Source organism: Leucobacter viscericola (assembly GCF_011299575.1).
Taxonomy (GTDB): domain Bacteria; phylum Actinomycetota; class Actinomycetes; order Actinomycetales; family Microbacteriaceae; genus Leucobacter; species Leucobacter viscericola.
This window is the reverse complement of the sequence record NZ_CP049863.1, coordinates 1,866,093-1,881,851: the sequence shown is the minus strand read 5'-3', so window position 1 is coordinate 1,881,851 and position 15,759 is coordinate 1,866,093. Positions and strand designations below refer to the sequence as shown.

At 62.0% G+C, this 15,759-nt stretch carries 10 protein-coding genes; 6 read left to right on the top strand and 4 right to left on the bottom strand.

The window, feature by feature from the left end:
- Positions 1-144: 144 nt before the first annotated feature.
- Positions 145-8,340 carry an Ig-like domain-containing protein gene (locus tag G7068_RS08460; RefSeq protein ID WP_166291096.1) on the top strand — a complete coding sequence of 2,732 codons (8,196 nt, stop codon included), beginning with the start codon at positions 145-147 and terminating at the stop codon, positions 8,338-8,340.
- Positions 8,341-8,441: 101 nt separating this feature from the next.
- A complete protein-coding gene (locus G7068_RS08455) occupies positions 8,442-8,840 on the top strand; it encodes a hypothetical protein (protein WP_166291094.1) in 399 nt (132 codons plus the stop codon).
- Here the strand turns inward: G7068_RS08455 and G7068_RS08450 are convergent.
- Positions 8,837-9,445, bottom strand: coding sequence for a TetR/AcrR family transcriptional regulator (locus G7068_RS08450; protein ID WP_166291092.1), 609 nt, complete (start codon positions 9,443-9,445; stop codon positions 8,837-8,839). The genes G7068_RS08455 and G7068_RS08450 overlap by 4 nt on opposite strands.
- A 54-nt stretch (positions 9,446-9,499) precedes the next feature.
- On the opposite strand from G7068_RS08450, the gene G7068_RS08445 reads away from it, so the two are divergent.
- The 3 genes from G7068_RS08445 to G7068_RS08435 all read left to right on the top strand — a co-directional run bounded on the left by G7068_RS08445 (position 9,500) and on the right by G7068_RS08435 (position 11,731).
- Complete coding sequence (locus tag G7068_RS08445) at positions 9,500-9,952, top strand: nuclear transport factor 2 family protein (protein ID WP_166291090.1); 453 nt, start codon at positions 9,500-9,502, stop codon at positions 9,950-9,952.
- A 13-nt stretch (positions 9,953-9,965) separates the two neighbouring features.
- Positions 9,966-10,583, top strand: coding sequence for a M23 family metallopeptidase (locus tag G7068_RS08440; RefSeq protein WP_166291088.1), 618 nt, complete (start codon positions 9,966-9,968; stop codon positions 10,581-10,583).
- Positions 10,584-10,645: 62 nt separating this feature from the next.
- On the top strand, positions 10,646-11,731 hold the full coding sequence (locus tag G7068_RS08435) for a glycosyltransferase family 4 protein (protein ID WP_166291086.1): 1,086 nt from the start codon (positions 10,646-10,648) through the stop codon (positions 11,729-11,731).
- Here the strand turns inward: G7068_RS08435 and G7068_RS08430 are convergent.
- The 3 genes from G7068_RS08430 to G7068_RS08420 all read right to left on the bottom strand — a co-directional run bounded on the left by G7068_RS08430 (position 11,728) and on the right by G7068_RS08420 (position 14,079).
- Positions 11,728-11,979, bottom strand: coding sequence for a DUF4287 domain-containing protein (locus tag G7068_RS08430; protein ID WP_166291084.1), 252 nt, complete (start codon positions 11,977-11,979; stop codon positions 11,728-11,730). The genes G7068_RS08435 and G7068_RS08430 overlap by 4 nt on opposite strands.
- Before the next feature lie 111 nt (positions 11,980-12,090).
- A complete protein-coding gene (gene nucS / locus G7068_RS08425; protein ID WP_166291082.1) occupies positions 12,091-12,783 on the bottom strand; it encodes an endonuclease NucS in 693 nt (230 codons plus the stop codon).
- A gap of 9 nt (positions 12,784-12,792) precedes the next feature.
- On the bottom strand, positions 12,793-14,079 hold the full coding sequence (locus G7068_RS08420) for an MFS transporter (RefSeq protein WP_166291080.1): 1,287 nt from the start codon (positions 14,077-14,079) through the stop codon (positions 12,793-12,795).
- A 104-nt stretch (positions 14,080-14,183) separates the two neighbouring features.
- On the opposite strand from G7068_RS08420, the gene G7068_RS08415 reads away from it, so the two are divergent.
- A complete protein-coding gene (locus G7068_RS08415; RefSeq protein WP_166291078.1) occupies positions 14,184-15,752 on the top strand; it encodes an alpha/beta hydrolase in 1,569 nt (522 codons plus the stop codon).
- Positions 15,753-15,759: the final 7 nt, after the last annotated feature.

Genomic DNA, 15,759 nt, shown 5'->3' with positions numbered 1-15,759 from the left:
CTGAACACTCGGTTCCGCTTCGATCACCCATTGGGTAAGGAGTTGAAAGAAATTAACACGCAACAAAGTACAAGTTGGGTGGCCAAAAGCCGCTCAACGAACAGAGTTGAGGGTCGGGCCAAATGGTTCCGCGCCTTCGCTCTGGTGACAGCCGCAGTAGTCGGCTTCTCCGGTTTTTCCGGACTCATGGACGCGCAATCCGCCTCCGCTGTGAGCAAGGTGACCGTGGGTAACGCCACCACGATGAGCAAGATTGCGCTCGATTACCCCCTCCCGCTGTCAAGCGTTGAACTGAGCCAGGGCGGCAGCATGCAGGTCACGCACCGCACGCTCGGTAAAGCGTTCTACGGCACCGGCAACTCCTACCCCATGATTGTGGATCTGGACACCGGCACGGCCATGGGGTTCCCCACCGGCGCACCTTTCCCTAACGAAACTCGCATGACGGTGGGTGGCACCGGTACGGTCGCGGATCCATTCTGGATGAAGTCGGTCAATAACTTCGGCGGCACCTACTCCAACCTCAAGCAGACGCAGAAGATCAGCCACGTTGCTGGCACCGACTACGTCCGCAACGACATCACACTTTCTGTGCACCCCAGTTCCTCGAAGACCTTTAACATGCAGATCGGCCAGTGGGGCGACTGCTTCTTCGGATCGGGTGGGGACAGCGGACGCGCCAACATTGAGGCCGGCCGAGTCGCCCAGTGCATCTCCAAGACCGTTGACTCGCAGCGAATCTCGCTGATTCCGAGTACTCCGGGTTCGATGATGGTGGCCGGTGGTGTCGGTGGCACGAGGAACGCGCTCCTTTCACCCCTGGCGGGCAAACCGTACGTGGACAAGTGCACGCTCGACCAGAATCCACCGACAGTGAACAACGACTGCTCAACCATTATGGATAACGCGTTCAGCGTTGCCTGGGACGCGACGGTTTCGCCGACGCAGTCTGCCACGGTGACGTCGTACGTGAGCTACTCGGACAATCTCGCGATCGTGAACATGGCACCTTCGGTGTCTGTGGCACCGGCAACTGCGGGCATCGGACAGGACGTGACCTACACGCTGTCGCTCGCGAACAGCGGCCCCTACGATGCAGCTGATTCGACGGCCACATTCCAGCTTCCCGCTGGCATGACCTATGTCAGCTCGAACGGTGACGGATCGTACGATTCCGCCTCCGGCACCTGGACCGTCGGCACGGTCGCAAACGGCGGCAGTGCCTCCATCAACATCGTGGCGAAGGCCGCAACGATCGGCACAAAGACCGCGCAGGTATCGAGTGTTGGTACCTCAGCCATCAACCAGACCCCGTGTGCGGCGGGTGTGGGCTGCGGTGACCCCGCCGTAGTCAACGTGCTGGAGACCGGCTCTGCCACTAAGGCTCAGCTCGGGGCAGCACCCGCGACCGTAACAGCTGACGGCTCAGCCGCGTCGACCATCACGGTGACCGCGTTCACCGCAGGTGGCACCCGTGTGAACATTGGTGGCGCAGCCGTTGAGCTGACCACTGACCTCGGCGAGCTGAGCGACGTCGTTGATAACCAGAACGGCACCTACACGGCAACGCTCACCTCGTCCGTCGCTGGGAACGCGACCGTTGGTCTGAAGATGAACGGTTCAGTTGCTCCCGCAACGGCGAAAGTGAAGTTTGTCGCGGGCAACACTGATCCCGCAGCTGCTGGCACAAAGTACACCGTGTCTGACGCGTCGCAGCTTGTTGGCACCGGCGAGAACACCGTCACGGTGACGCTCGCTGATGCGAAGGGCAACCCTGTTGCTGGCAAGGAAGAACTCCTTGAGGCAACGACTGCGGATGATCTGGGAACAGGATCGATCAGCGACTTCACCGAGTCGTCGACGGTTGCTGGTACCTACACCGCGAAGGTGAAATCAACCAAGACCGGTGCGAAGGCCATTGAGGCCACGCTTGACGAGACCGCACTGCGTCTTGAGGGCAACGGAAACGCCGTGTTCCACGCGGGTCCGGTTGACCCGAGCAATGCAGCGGCATCATTTGCTGTGTCGGGTGGTAAGGAAGCGATCGTTACAGGCAAGCACACGGTTACCGTGAAGCTTGCTGACCAGTACGGCAACGCCGTAACCGGCATGCCCGCGAACAAGTTTGCGGCAACCGCTTCTGCTGGCGCAGAGATTGGTGCGTTCGCTGAGTCAGGCACCACTCCCGGAACCTACGAGGCGACCATCACCTCAGACACCGTTGGCGACAACACCATCACGGTGAAGGTTGATGGCGTTGTTGTGAACGCCGAGGGGGTACTCGACGTCGCCAAGTTCGTTGCGGGTCCCGTTGACCTTGCAAACGAAGGCTCCGGCTTTGAGGTCACCACAGACGAGCAGTCCATCGAGGGCGGCTCACACCAGGTGACGGTGAAGCTTGCGGATGATCGCGGCAACCCCGTATCGCTTTTTGCAGCCGAGCTTGCAAAGCTTGTTGGCACGGCAACACCTTCCGCTGGAGTAACCGTTGGATCCTTCCTTGAAGTTGAAGGTGAGCCGGGTAGCTACGCGGCGACCGTCACCTCGACGAAGGTTGGCGACAAGACTATCGCCGTCACACTCGACGGTAACGATGTCACCTCGACGGGCAACAAGGTTGCTTCGTTTAGCGCTGGCGGTCCGTCGACCGAAAACGCTGGCACCAACTACGCTGTGTCGACCGGAACAGCTCAGGTTGGTTCCGGCTCGCACGAGGTGACCGTAAACGTGACCGACGCCGACGGCAACCCGGTTTCGGGTCTTGCCCAGGAAGCCTTTGTGTTCGCCGCTGACCCGGCTGCGGGTGTGTCGTTCGACACCTTCACCGCCGGTGCGGGCGTCTACAAGATGACCCTGTCGTCGGAGTCGGCTGGTGTGAAAGACATCTCCGTGTCGCTCGGCGCAAACGCCATCAAGCTTGCTACGGACGCAACCGCGACCGCTGAGTTTGTGGCTGGTGCTCCGGTGCTGAACGATGCCAACCTGGTGAACTACACCGTGTCGAGCGAGCAGATTGTTGCTGGCTCGGGCGCGCACACCATCACGGTGAAGCTTGCGGATGAGTTCGGCAACCCGGTGAAGAACCAGGCCGCTCAGCTGAGCGCCGCAACGGTTGCTGAACTGGGCTCCGGTAACGTCACCGGCTTCGCTGAGAGCAGCGACGGTGTGTATGTCGCAACTGTCACCTCCACGGTTGCCGGTGTGAAGCCGGTTACGGTGAAGCACGGCACGACCGCTCTGAGTGTGCTGCCAGTGACCGGTAACGCAAACGCGACCTTCATCGCTGACGAAGCAAGCGCTGAGTCGGAAGAGACGAGCTACTCCGTTTCAGAGAACTCGGTGCTGGTTGGCACCGGCACGCACACCATCACGGTGCTGCTGGCCGATGCAAACGGCAACCCCGTTGCTGGACAGGAAGAGCTTCTTGAAGCGGCAACCGAGAGTGATCTCGGTGACGGCGAGCTGGGTGGCTTCACCGAGTCGCAGACCGTTGCTGGAACCTACACCGCTTCGGTGACCTCAACCAAGAGCGGCGCGAAGGCCATCACAGTGAAGTTCGACGGGGCAGACGTTCGCCTCGAGGGCAATGGCAACGCCATGTTCCACGCGGCTGCAGCCGATCCTGGCAACACGATTGCGACGACGTACAACGTCTCAACCGGCACCAAGCCGGTTGTGTCCGGTGAGCACACGGTTACCGTGGTGCTCGCTGACGAATACGACAACCCGGTTACAGACGAGGCTGAGTGGCTAAAGGCCACCACCTCTGACGATCTTGGCGAGGGCGCGATCAGTGACTTCACCGAGACCGAAGAGGGCACCTACGAGGCAACCGTTACCTCGTCACTCGTTGGCAAGAAGACCATCAAGGCATTCTTTGTTGACGACGAGATTGCACTGACCGAAACCGACGGCAACAAGACCGCCGAGTTCGTTGCAGGCGCGATTGATCCCACCAGCCAGAACTCCGGCTTCTCTGTAACTGAGGATGAGCAGTCCATCGAGGGCGGTTCGCACACGATCACCGTGAAGCTGGCTGACAACCTGGGCAACCCGGCGATCCTGTCGGCTGACGAGCTCGCTGAGCTCGGCCTTGCGGCCGCGGCTACGAAGGATGTTGACGGCGATGCAGTCGCAGACAACACCGTTACGGTTGGCGAGTTTGCTGCGGTTGACGGCGAGCCTGGCTCGTACGCTGCCACGGTAACGTCGTCCACAGTGGGTGCCAAGACCATCGTGGTGACGCTTGACGGCACCAAGGTGACGGCTCGCGGCAACACGATCGCGTTGTTCACCGCCGGTGGTGCATCCGTCGAGAACGAGAAGACCAATTACTCGGTTTCTGAAGAGGCTGAGCTGGTCGGAACGGGCTCACACACGGTAACGGTCAACGTAGCTGACGCTGACGGCAACCCGGTTTCGGGTCTGAAGGCGAACGCGTTTGAGTTCACCGCGGATCCCGCTGCGGGTGTCTCGTTTGACACCTTCACGGCGGGTGCGGGCGAGTACACGATGACTGTCTCGTCGACGACCGCTGGCAAGAAGGACATCTCGGTGAAGCTCGCCGGTAACTCAGTGAACGCGGCAGACGCTGCGAACACGGTTGCCGAGTTCGTCGCCGGTGATCCCGTACTGACTGACACCGAACTGGCGCACTTCGCCGTGACCACCGATGAGGTTGTCGCGGGTGCAGGATCGCACCAGATCAGTGTTCTGCTGCAGGACGAGTTCGGAAACCCGGTCACGGGCAAGGCTGCACAGCTGACGCCCGCGACGGTTGCTGACATCGGAACCGGTGTGTTCAGCGGCTTTACCGAGGCAAGTGACGGCGTGTATGTTGCGACGGTCACGTCCACGATCGCAGGCGCGAAGGCCATCACGGTGACCCTGGGCGCAGATTCTGTGCTCGCAGAGGGCAACGCGAACGCGCTGTTCATTCCCGCGGCACCCGCTGCAGCGTCGTCGACCATCACCGCGGCTCCGGCCAAGGTGCAGGCGAACGGTGTATCGGCCGCGACCGCGACTGTGCAGTTGGTTGACGCCTACGGCAACACGATCACGGATGCTCCCGCGGGAACGACCGTTGAGATCGAGTCCACGGTTGGTGCTGTCGGAACGGTTGAGGCCGGCGCCGCTGGCACCTTCACCGCTCCGATCACCTCCTCTGAGGCAGGCAAGGCGACCATCACCTTCTCCGTCAACTCCGAGGCTGGCACGGGCACCGCGTCAGTTGAGTTTGTTGCGGTGGGTGCTCCGGTTGTCGAGTACGCAAACGGATCGACCGTGGTTGGCACGGGTGTTCCCGGCGAAACCATCATTGTTCGCGACCAGAACGGCAACGAGATTGCTCGTGAGACCGTGAATGAAGACGGCGAGTTTGTTGTCAACATTCCGGTTACCGAGGACGGCACGACCCTGAAGGTGTCGTCTGTTGACGGCAACGGATTTGAGTCTGACCCGGTCGAGATCGTGGTTGACGCTGAGGCCCCCGAGGCCCCGGTTGTTGATCCGTCGAACGGTTCGACCATCTCGGGCAAGGCTGAGCCCGGCTCCACAGTCAAGGTGACCGACGGTAACGGCGAGATCCTGTGTGAGGCAACTGTTGGTGCTGACGGCAAGTTCTCCTGTGTTCCGAGCCCGACACCCAGCCACGGTGACACCATCACTGTTGTTGTGACGGATCCCTCGAACAACACCTCAGAGCCCGGCACGGTCGTCATCAACCAGGTTGCTCCCGAGGCGCCGGTTGTTGATCCGTCGAACGGTTCCAAGATCACAGGTGAGGGCCAGATCGGCTCCGAGGTCGTGGTGAAGGACGGCAACGGCAACGTGCTGTGCGAGACCACGGTTGGCGCCGATGGCAAGTTCAGCTGCGTACCCGATCCCGCTCCCAAGAACGGCGACAACATCACGGTGACGCTGACCGACAAGGAGGGCAACACCTCCGCTCCCGAGACGATTGTGATTGACACGGTTGCTCCCGAGGCGCCGGTTGTTGATCCCTCGAACGGCACGAACATCAAGGGTGAGGGCGAGCCCGGAGCCACGGTTGAGGTCACGGACGGCAACGGGAACGTGCTGTGCACGACCACCGTTGGTGACGACGGCAAGTTCAGCTGTGTTCCGGATCCCAAGCCCGGCCACGGCGACACCATCAAGGTGGTTGTGACCGATCCCTCCGGCAACTCTTCGGAGCCCGGTGAGGTTGTCATCAACCAGGTTGCTCCTGAGGCTCCGGTTGTTGATCCTTCGAACGGTAACAAGATCACCGGTGAGGGCCAGCCTGGCTCGAACGTCGAGGTCAAGGACAAGGACGGCAACGTTCTGTGCTCGACCACCGTTGGTGACGACGGTAAGTTCATCTGTGTTCCGGATCCCAAGCCCGGCCACGGCGACACCATCAAGGTGGTTGTGACCGATCCCTCCGGCAACTCTTCGGAGCCCGGTGAGGTTGTCATCAACCAGGTTGCTCCTGAGGCTCCGGTTGTTGATCCTTCGAACGGTAACAAGATCACCGGTGAGGGCCAGCCTGGCTCGAACGTCGAGGTCAAGGACAAGGACGGCAACGTTCTGTGCTCGACCACCGTTGGTGACGACGGTAAGTTCATCTGTGTTCCGGATCCGAAGCCGAACCACGGCGACAAGATCGAGGTCGTTGTGACCGATCCGTCGGGTAACTCGTCGGAGCCCGGTGAGGTTGTCATCAACCAGGTTGCTCCTGAGGCGCCGGTTGTTGATCCTTCGAACGGTAACAAGATCACGGGTGAGGGCCAGCCTGGTTCGAACGTTGAGGTCAAGGACAAGGACGGCAACGTTCTGTGCTCGACCACCGTTGGTACTGACGGCAAGTTCAGCTGCGTACCCGATCCCGCACCCAAGAACGGTGACAAGATCGAGGTTGTGGTGACTGATCCTTCAGGCAACACCTCCAAGCCCGGCGACGTTGTGATTGACACCGAGGCACCTGGTGCGCCGGTTGTTGATCCGTCGAACGGCACGAACATCAAGGGTAAGGGCGAGCCCGGAGCCACGGTTGAGGTCACTGACCAGAACGGCAACGTTCTGTGCGCGACCACGGTCGGTGCTGACGGCAAGTTCAGCTGCGTGCCGGATCCCAAGCCAAACCACGGCGACACCATCAAGGTGGTTGTAACCGATCCCTCCGGCAACTCCTCGGAGCCCGGCGAGGTCATCATCAACCAGATCGCTCCTGACGCCCCGGTTGTTGATCCCTCGAACGGCACGCCGATCAAGGGTGAGGGCCAGCCTGGCTCGAACGTCGAGGTCAAGGACAAGGACGGCAACGTGCTGTGCACGACCACCGTTGGTGCTGACGGCAAGTTCAGCTGTGACCCGAAGCCGGCCCCCGGCCACGGAGACACGGTTGAGGTTGTGATCACCGATCCTTCGGGCAACACCTCGGAGCCCGGCAAGGTTGTCATCAACAAGACCGCGCCTGACGCTCCGAAGCTCGACCTGTCGAACGGCAAGACCGTCACCGGTGGCACGATTTCTTCGGATCACGTGCTGACGTTTGTGGATGGCAAGGGCAATCAGGTTCCTGGCACCGTGGTGATCGACTCCAACGGTCGGTTCACGTTCACACCGGACGTGCCGCTGACGGAGAAGGACAGCGTTCGCGCCGTCGTCACCAGCCCCGAGGGTAACTCGTCGGAGGCGACAGTGAAGGTCAAGACGAAGGCTCCTTCAACCCCGGTTGTTGATCCTTCCGAGGGCGACAAGGTAACCGGTTGTGCGGAGCCCGGCTCCACAGTGACAGTGCGCGACGCTGACGGCAACGTGATCGGCGAGGCTGTCGCCGGCGACGACTGCCGCTTCGAGACCGTTTTGAACCCGAAGCAGAAGCCCGGCGACTCGATCTCGGTCGAGACCAAGGATCCTGCTGGCAACGTCTCCGGGTCGGTCACGATCCGCGTTGGCAAGGTCTCGATGGTGCTTGAGGTGCCGAGCCTGCGTGCTGGGGAAACCCAGACCGCGTACGGCTACGGTTTCCAGCCCGGCGAGAAGGTAACCGGTGTGTTGCGCTCGACTCCTGTCGACCTCGGTACCCAGGTTGCAGACGCGAACGGTGAAGTTACGTTCACCTTCACCGTGCCGGCGGATCTCGAGATCGGTGAGCACTCGGTCACCCTGACCGGGCCCTTCAGCGGCTCGGTCAAGGACACCTTCGAGGTGCTCGTCGAGAAGTCGGCAATCGAACTGGCAGTAACCGGTGGAGCCCTGTGGTTCCCGCTGGGTGCAGGTGTGCTGCTGCTTGGTGCGGGGATGATCCTCGTGGTGAGCAAGCGTCGCCGCAATGCCGAGGAGACGGCTGTCTAGCGATTCGTTCGCTGGGCTAACGCTCCGAAGATGCCGATGGGCCGCCGCTTACGCACGTAGGCGGCGGCCCATCCCATTTATAGTGACTCATGGGGGAAGAAGTGAAGATTTTACGTAACACGACGATTTGGGTGGCGACCGGACTGCTGCTGGTTGGCCTCGCCGGGTGCGCCGGTCAAGAAGCTCGGCCGAGCGGTTTGCCGAAGGGGCTGCCTGCTCCGGTTGCCGTTGAGTCAGGCGCCGTTTCGAACGCGGTTGAGGGGGAGGGCCAGTGGTCGTTCTCGCTGACTGTTTCTAATAAGGAGGAACAGCAGGCGGCTCTCGACAAACTCAAGGACGCCGGATTTAGGGTGTTTGACGACTCGACCGTCGGCGAGCGCAAGACCTACGCGCTGAGCAAGGATCGCCTCAGCGTTACCCTGGTCTTTGACACCGTTGCAGGCAAACCCGCCGTGATTTACAACGTGGTCGAGGCACCGGAGGACCCGGAGGGTGACTAGCCCTCGTCGGTGATGCACGAGCGGTCGCCGGAGTAGCCGAGAGCATCGAGGGCCGCATTGACGGTGTTGGTGATGAGCGCAACGTCGATCGGCGGGAGGCCGGGCAACATCACGCGTATGAGAAGTGGTCCGGTGAGCAGGTCTGCGATCCAGGCCGGATCTGCTCCCGGAGCAATCTCACCCCGCTGCACAGCGCGGTCCAGAATGACCGAAGTAAAGGAGCGGCGGGGGAGGAGGTATTCGGCGAGAAACGATTCTCCATCCGTCGGATGAGCTTGAACCTCAGCGATCCACCCGGCAAACCCGCTTGTCACAACCGGGTCAGTGAAGAGCCGTAGCTGCCGACGTTGCACTTCGATGAGGTCCTCAACCAGGGACCCCGTATCGATGTCTTCGTCGGTGCCGTGCCGGGAAGCCAATATGTGTGGCACGACAGCTGCAAGGTCGCGAAAGCGGCGATAAAACGCGGGTTTGTTCGTTCCCGCACGCGCAACAACCTCGTCGACTGTGACTCGCGCGTATCCGCGCTCGATCACGAGCTCAGCGACAGCATTCACAATGGCACCCTCTGTCGCGCTCTTGCGAGGGCGTCCCGTGTTCGACATAGTGTTACTAATAGTAACGTAAATGTACGAATGATGGATCTTGGGAGCGAGCGCATGTACAAACGGATCGTAAGGGCGAGGCTGCGCGACACGTTCGACAGGATTAACGAGGGCGACTACATGACGATGGTTGACGGCCTTGCCGACTCTTTCGAGTATCGGTTTCATGGTCAGCATGCGCTCGGCGGGCGCCGCACAAGCAGAGCATCGATGCTGCTGTGGTGGCAGCGTGTCTTTCGTTTGCTGCCTGGAATGCACTTTGCCGTTCAAGATGTGCTTGTTAATGGCGGCCCGAGAAGAACCCGAGTTGCCGTGCGATCTCTCGTGAGCGGTGCGCTCCCCGGTGGTCAGCGCTACGAAAACACGGTCTTTCAGTTCCTCACAATTGCGTGGGGCAAAGTTGAATCTGTGGAGACAATAGAGGATCTTCGTGTACTCGAGCACGCGCTGCGTGCAGTCGCGGAGTCGGGCAACCCTGAGGCCCTTGCTGATCCAATTGAGGACTGAGAGGGGGGAGTGTATGGCTGCCTCAATCGACCTGGCGTACCCGTTTCGCGGGCGCTGGCTCACGCAAAACAGCCCCGCGAACCGGGTGCCCAGTCATGGCACAACCCTGTTCGCCACTTCGTACGCGATTGATTTTGTTCCGGTAGACGAGGCTGGGCGCTCAGCGCCGGTGACCCTCCGGTCGTTCCTGCGCCCCGAGCCGCCAGAGCGGTTTGGTGGTTTCGGGCGTGCGGTGCTGGCGCCCGTTGAAGGGGTTGTTGTGGCCGTGCACGATACCGAGGCTGATCACGCCGCGTATCGGGGGCTGCCCTCGGTGGCATACGCACTCACTCAGCGGCGCCGGGCCCGGGCCGGGTGGATCGCGCTCGCCGGAAACCATGTGCTGATCGAGAGCAAGGGAAATGTCGTAGCGCTGTGCCATCTGCAGCGGGGAAGCGTTCTGGTGCGACCGGGGCAAGCGCTGCGGATCGGCGATGTGCTCGGCCGCTGCGGAAACTCGGGCAACAGCACCGAGCCACACCTTCACCTGCAGGTTATTGACGGGCGCGACGTGGGCCGTGCCCGTGCCGTGCCGTTTACCCTTGCGGGTTCGATGCCGCGCAACGGAGACATTGTCGATGTGCCCGAGTAGCCGTGCAGGATCCTGCCTTGACTGAAGGTCAATGTCAGCGGTAGGCCGTAGGCTTGATCATCGTGAAGGTCTTGTTTGATGCGCGCTACATACGAGTCGACTTTCACGACGGCATCAGCCGTTACTCGGCGGAGCTCGCCGCCGCGCTCTCTCAGCTCACGCCGGTCACCTTTCTGATTCACGACGAGGCGCAGCGCGCCTCGCTTCCCGCGGGCGCAGACTGCCTGAAGATCCACGCCCCCACCTCGGTGAAGGAGCCCTGGACCGCGCGGATCCTGAACCGCTACAAGCCCGACGCCGTGTTCTCTCCGATGCAGACAATGGGCGCGGCAGGGCGACGCTTCGGGTTGATCCTCACCCTGCACGACACCATTTACTACCGGCACCGCACCCCGCCCCGCGAGTTGGCCTGGCCGATCCGACTGGGTTGGCGTATCTTCCACCTCAGCTACTGGCCGCAGCGCCTCACACTCAACGCCGCCGATGTGGTCGCGACTGTCAGCGAAACGAGCAAGCGCGAGTTCGAACGGGTACGGCTAACCAAGCGACCCATCGTGGTGATCCCCAACGCGCCAAAGCTCGGGGCGGATCGGCAGACCGTCGCTACCACTGCGCCTTCCGGGCCCACGAACCTCGTCTACATGGGTTCGTTCATGCCTTACAAAAATGTAGAAACTCTCATTCGGGGAATGGCGTTTTTGCCAGACCACACGCTGCACCTGCTCAGTCGCATTTCCCCGCAGCGCAAGGCCGAGCTCACGGCGCTTGTGCCGCTGGGGGCGCGGGTTGTGTTCCACGAGGGTGTGAGCGACGAAGAGTACGAGCGGCTGCTGCAAGACAACGCGATCCTCGTCACCGCGAGCAAAGACGAGGGCTACGGCCTGCCGCTCGCCGAGGCGCTGACGCACGGTGTTCCTGTTGTGGTGAGTGACCTGCCGATCTTCCACGAGGTAGCCGCGGGTGGGGCCCTCTACTTCGAGACCACTAACCCGGGCGACTTTGCCATGAAGGTGCGACAGCTGGCTGATCCTGAGATCCTGGCCGAAATTGTGGCGCGCGGCTCAGATCACAGTAAGACGTTCTCGTGGGATCGCTCGGCGCGAATCCTGCTTGAGACGCTTGAAGCGGTTGCGCGCAGGGGCGCTTAGGGTTCGAGCTTCGCCCGCACGTACCCAACCACCGCGTTGGCGTGCCCGTGACCCATGCCGTAGGTTTCTTTCAGCATGGTGACAACCTCGGAGTGCCGCTTGCCCTTCGAGACCTCGTCGGCCGCGATGTCGAGCCAGTGCTGAATCGGCTCCCCGTACTTCTCGGTGATGCTCGGAAAGTAGGAGGCAGGGCCTTTGATCTTCTCGCCGGGCGTGATGTCGGGTGCCTGAACTCTGTTGGTAGACATGGGGCAATTGTGCCACTCCCGGGCCCCGCTGAGAAGCCATGATTTCGTCGAAAAGTCATCGTAGAGGGTGGCCTCTCGACGAATTGATGGCTTCTCGCGGGAGAACCTCGGTCAGAACAGCGTGTTTTTATCTTCCATGCCGCGCATCTCGTCGTAGTCGAGGATCAGGCAGCGGATCCCGCGATCCTCTGCCAGGGTGCGGGCCTGAGGTTTGATCTCCTGCGCCGCGAAGACGCCCTGCACGGGAGCGAGTTTTGGGTCGCGGTTCATGAGCTCGAGGTATCGGGTGAGCTGCTCGACGCCGTCGATGCCGCCGCGACGCTTGATTTCGATGGCCACGGATGTTCCCGAGGCGTCGCGCGCGAGGATGTCAACCGGGCCGATTGCCGTCATGTATTCGCGGCGCACGAGGGTGTGGCCATCGCCAACGCGCTCGATCTGTTCGGCAAGTAGCTCCTGCAGGTGGGCCTCAACGCCGTCCTTGATAAGCCCGGGATCGACTCCGAGATCGTGCGAGCTGTCGTGGAACACCTCAAACAGCGACACAACAAGCTTGTCGGCGGTCTTCTTGTGGGTCACCTGCCACGCCTCAACGATGCCGGCGGAGGTCTGATCCTCGTCCAGCTCGAGCGTCGCGAGCGAGCAGGGTGGGCTCATCCAGTTCAGCGGCTTGTAGGAGCCGCCATCGGAGTGCACCAGGATGCTGCCGTCATTCTTCAGCATCAGCACGCGCTTGGCGCGCGGAAGGTGAGCGGAGAGTCGTCCCGCATAATCTACAGAGCAGTCAGCCACAACGATTCGCACCGTCGTAGTTTACTCGGTTCGCGGGAGCGGCGGGGCAACACCGCGGGATCCGCGCCCCGGCTCGCGCGCCCATCCCGCAAAGATCACCACAATCACCGAGAACACGATGAGCGCCCAGAACGCATTCAGCAGGCCGAAGTGCTCACCGAGGAACCCGATCATCATTGGCCCGAGCAGGTACGCGGTGTAGGCGATCGCGGAGACGGCAGCAACGTCGCGAATGGCGGTCGCCGGGCGGTCCGCCGCCGCAGAGACACCAATCGGAAACCCGAACGCGCAGCCGACACCCCACAGCACTGCAGCCACGACGGCGACCCAGCTCGCGGGGATAAGGATGGTCATGCCGATCCCGAGCATCGTGAGCACCGCTCCGCCCCGCAAGATTGTCACGCGGCCAAAACGCGTCAACAACCACGAACCGGCGATGCGGGCACCCGTCATTGACACGAAGAACACTCCGAGCGTGAGGGCGGCGCTCTCGTTCGAGAACCCGCGCCCGTCGGCGAGCGCAATCGGTAGCCAGTCGCTCGCCGTGCCCTCGGCCAGGCTGATGCTCATCGCGATGAGTCCGATGATGAGGATCCGCGGATCGCGCCACGGGCTGTAGTTTCGGGGGACCGATGGTGCGGTCTGGATCACCGGGATTGGTCCGGTGTGAACGCTCGCGTGTGGATCCTGCGCGCCATGATCCTCGGCCATCTCAAGCTGCGACACCCGCGGCACAAATCTCAGGGCAAGCAGCACTCCGCCAACGATCACCACAAACACGATAATCAGGTGGAACGGAACCGGGATCTTTGCCGCCTCTGCGAGCGCGCCCAGTCCCATGGCGGTCACGCTGCCGAGGCTGTAGGCCGCGTGAAACAGTGACATTTGGGGTTTGCGGATCGCGCGCTCCGCTTCGGCCGCGCTCACATTCATGGCGACGTCGGCGGTGCTGAACGAGAACCCGTACAGCGCGAGGCAGATAACGGCCGGAACGATAGCACCAACCCAAAACAGCATTCCGGCCGTGGGCAGCGCGACGCCCTGCACGATGACGCAGAACGCGAGGGCTTGCCTGGGGCCGAGTCGCGAAACCGTGCGCCCTGAGAAGACGAGACCGCTGAGCGAGCCGAGCGCGAGCGCTAGCCCAAAGATGCTCATCTCGAGTGTGCTTGCTCCGAGGTGATCCCGCACCGAGGGAAGCCGGCTCAGCCAGCTGCCAAAGCCGATGCCGAGCAGTCCGAAGACAACCAGAATCGCGCGCACCCAGCGCACGACGTCTCGCGGGGCTGCGGCGGGAGAACGTGACACGAGGCTCTTTCGATCGGAGGGTTCAGTAAGCGTATCAACGGATTGGGGTTGAAGAAACGGTCGGCGACCTGACCGATGTCGGTGGCCACCCCTAGCATTGGAGCATGAGACCTCAACGCAGACCTGCAGCGGCGAAACGGGCCGCTCGTGCCTCGTCGCTGGTTGCCTCCGCGGCAGTGCTGGCGCTGCTGTTGAGTGGGTGCGGGTCGCTCAGCGCTGGCGCGGATCACGCCACCTCCGCAGGCGAGAACGCCAGTGCGCAGCAGGCGCGTGACTTCGCTGCCCTGTACAAGCAGAACATCAAGTGGACCAGCTGTGACGAAGAGGACGGGCTCGACGACGGCACGGCCGAGGCTCTCGACGAGGCGGGCATTGATGTGAGCGGGATCACCTGCGCCTTCATCAAGGCTCCTTTTGACTGGGAAGACCCCTCGATCAGCGAGACGATCGACCTCTCGGTCGTGCATATCCCATCTACCGGCAAGAACCCGCGGGGCACCCTGCTCGGCAACCCTGGCGGTCCAGGGGCGACCGGCGTCGACTTCATGCTGGGCATGGCAATGGCACCCGGGTTTGAAGACGTGGTGGCCGACTACGACCTGCTCGGGTTTGATCCGCGCGGAATCGGCCGCAGCACCCCGATCGACTGCGATGGGGCGGGCTCCGAGATCCCGGCAGTGCAACTTGGCGAGTGCATCGCCAAGAATCCGCTGACCCACACAATGGGCACCTCGCAGGTGGCGCGCGACATGGAGTTGCTGCGGCACCTCAGCGGTGACAGTGTGCTGAACTACATCGGCTACTCGTACGGCACCATGCTCGGGGCGACCTACACCACACTCTTCCCTGAGCGTGCCGGGCGCATGGTGCTCGATAGCGCTGAGGACGCGCAGTGGGCGAGCCTGATCCACAACTTCGATCAGCAGGTTGCGATCTCAAATGCCACCGTGGCGCTCGCCACGGCTTGCCGCACGGAGTACAAGGGTGAGGTTGAGGTCTGTCCGTTTACCGACGAAGAATCGTTGATCCGAGTGCTGAACGAGCTCGATGCCAAGCCGCTGGTCGCGAGCGACGGCACCGAGATCAACGGCCAGATGCTGCAGAGTTACCTGACCAACGCACTGTACGAAAGCCACTTTGAGCGCGGGCGAACCCTCGACACCATTGCGCTCGCGCTGTTTGGCAATCAGAAGGCCATCGACACCATCGGCGAGTCATTCTCGGGTGACGATTCCGGCGTAGACCTCGCGATGAATATTGTCACCTGCCACTCCTTCCCGATAGAGCCCGACGTACCGGGTCTGCTTAAGCACATCGACAAGGTCGGCATGCCGAAGCTGCTGGGCGGCCCCGAGATCAACGACGAAACGCTCGCGCCGTTTGTGGATCTCTCCTGCTACACACTGCCCGAGAGCGGTCTCGACATTACGGATAAGTTCACCGCGAAGGGTGCGGATCCGATTCTCGTCATCGGCATCACGGGTGACCACGCGACTCCGTTCCAGTACGCGAAGGTGCTCGCCGACGAACTTGGCGCGCGACTGCTCACGCTCGATGGGCAGGGCCACGCGGCGTCGTACTCGGGCCGCTCGAGCTGTGTCGACGACGCGGTGACGCGCTACTTGGTGGCGGGTGACTTGCCGGCGAAGGGCACGGTCTGCCGCGACGACTGAGTCGTGG

Excerpts from the sequence above, each read along its gene's own strand:
- G7068_RS08445 (WP_166291090.1), top strand. The coding sequence starts at position 9,500 with ATGTACAAACGGATCGTAAGGGCGAGGCTGCGCGACACGTTCGACAGG.
- G7068_RS08450 (WP_166291092.1), bottom strand. The coding sequence starts at position 9,445 with ATGTCGAACACGGGACGCCCTCGCAAGAGCGCGACAGAGGGTGCCATT.
- G7068_RS08440 (WP_166291088.1), top strand. The coding sequence starts at position 9,966 with ATGGCTGCCTCAATCGACCTGGCGTACCCGTTTCGCGGGCGCTGGCTC.
- G7068_RS08415 (WP_166291078.1), top strand. The coding sequence starts at position 14,184 with ATGAGACCTCAACGCAGACCTGCAGCGGCGAAACGGGCCGCTCGTGCC.
- G7068_RS08430 (WP_166291084.1), bottom strand. The coding sequence starts at position 11,979 with ATGTCTACCAACAGAGTTCAGGCACCCGACATCACGCCCGGCGAGAAG.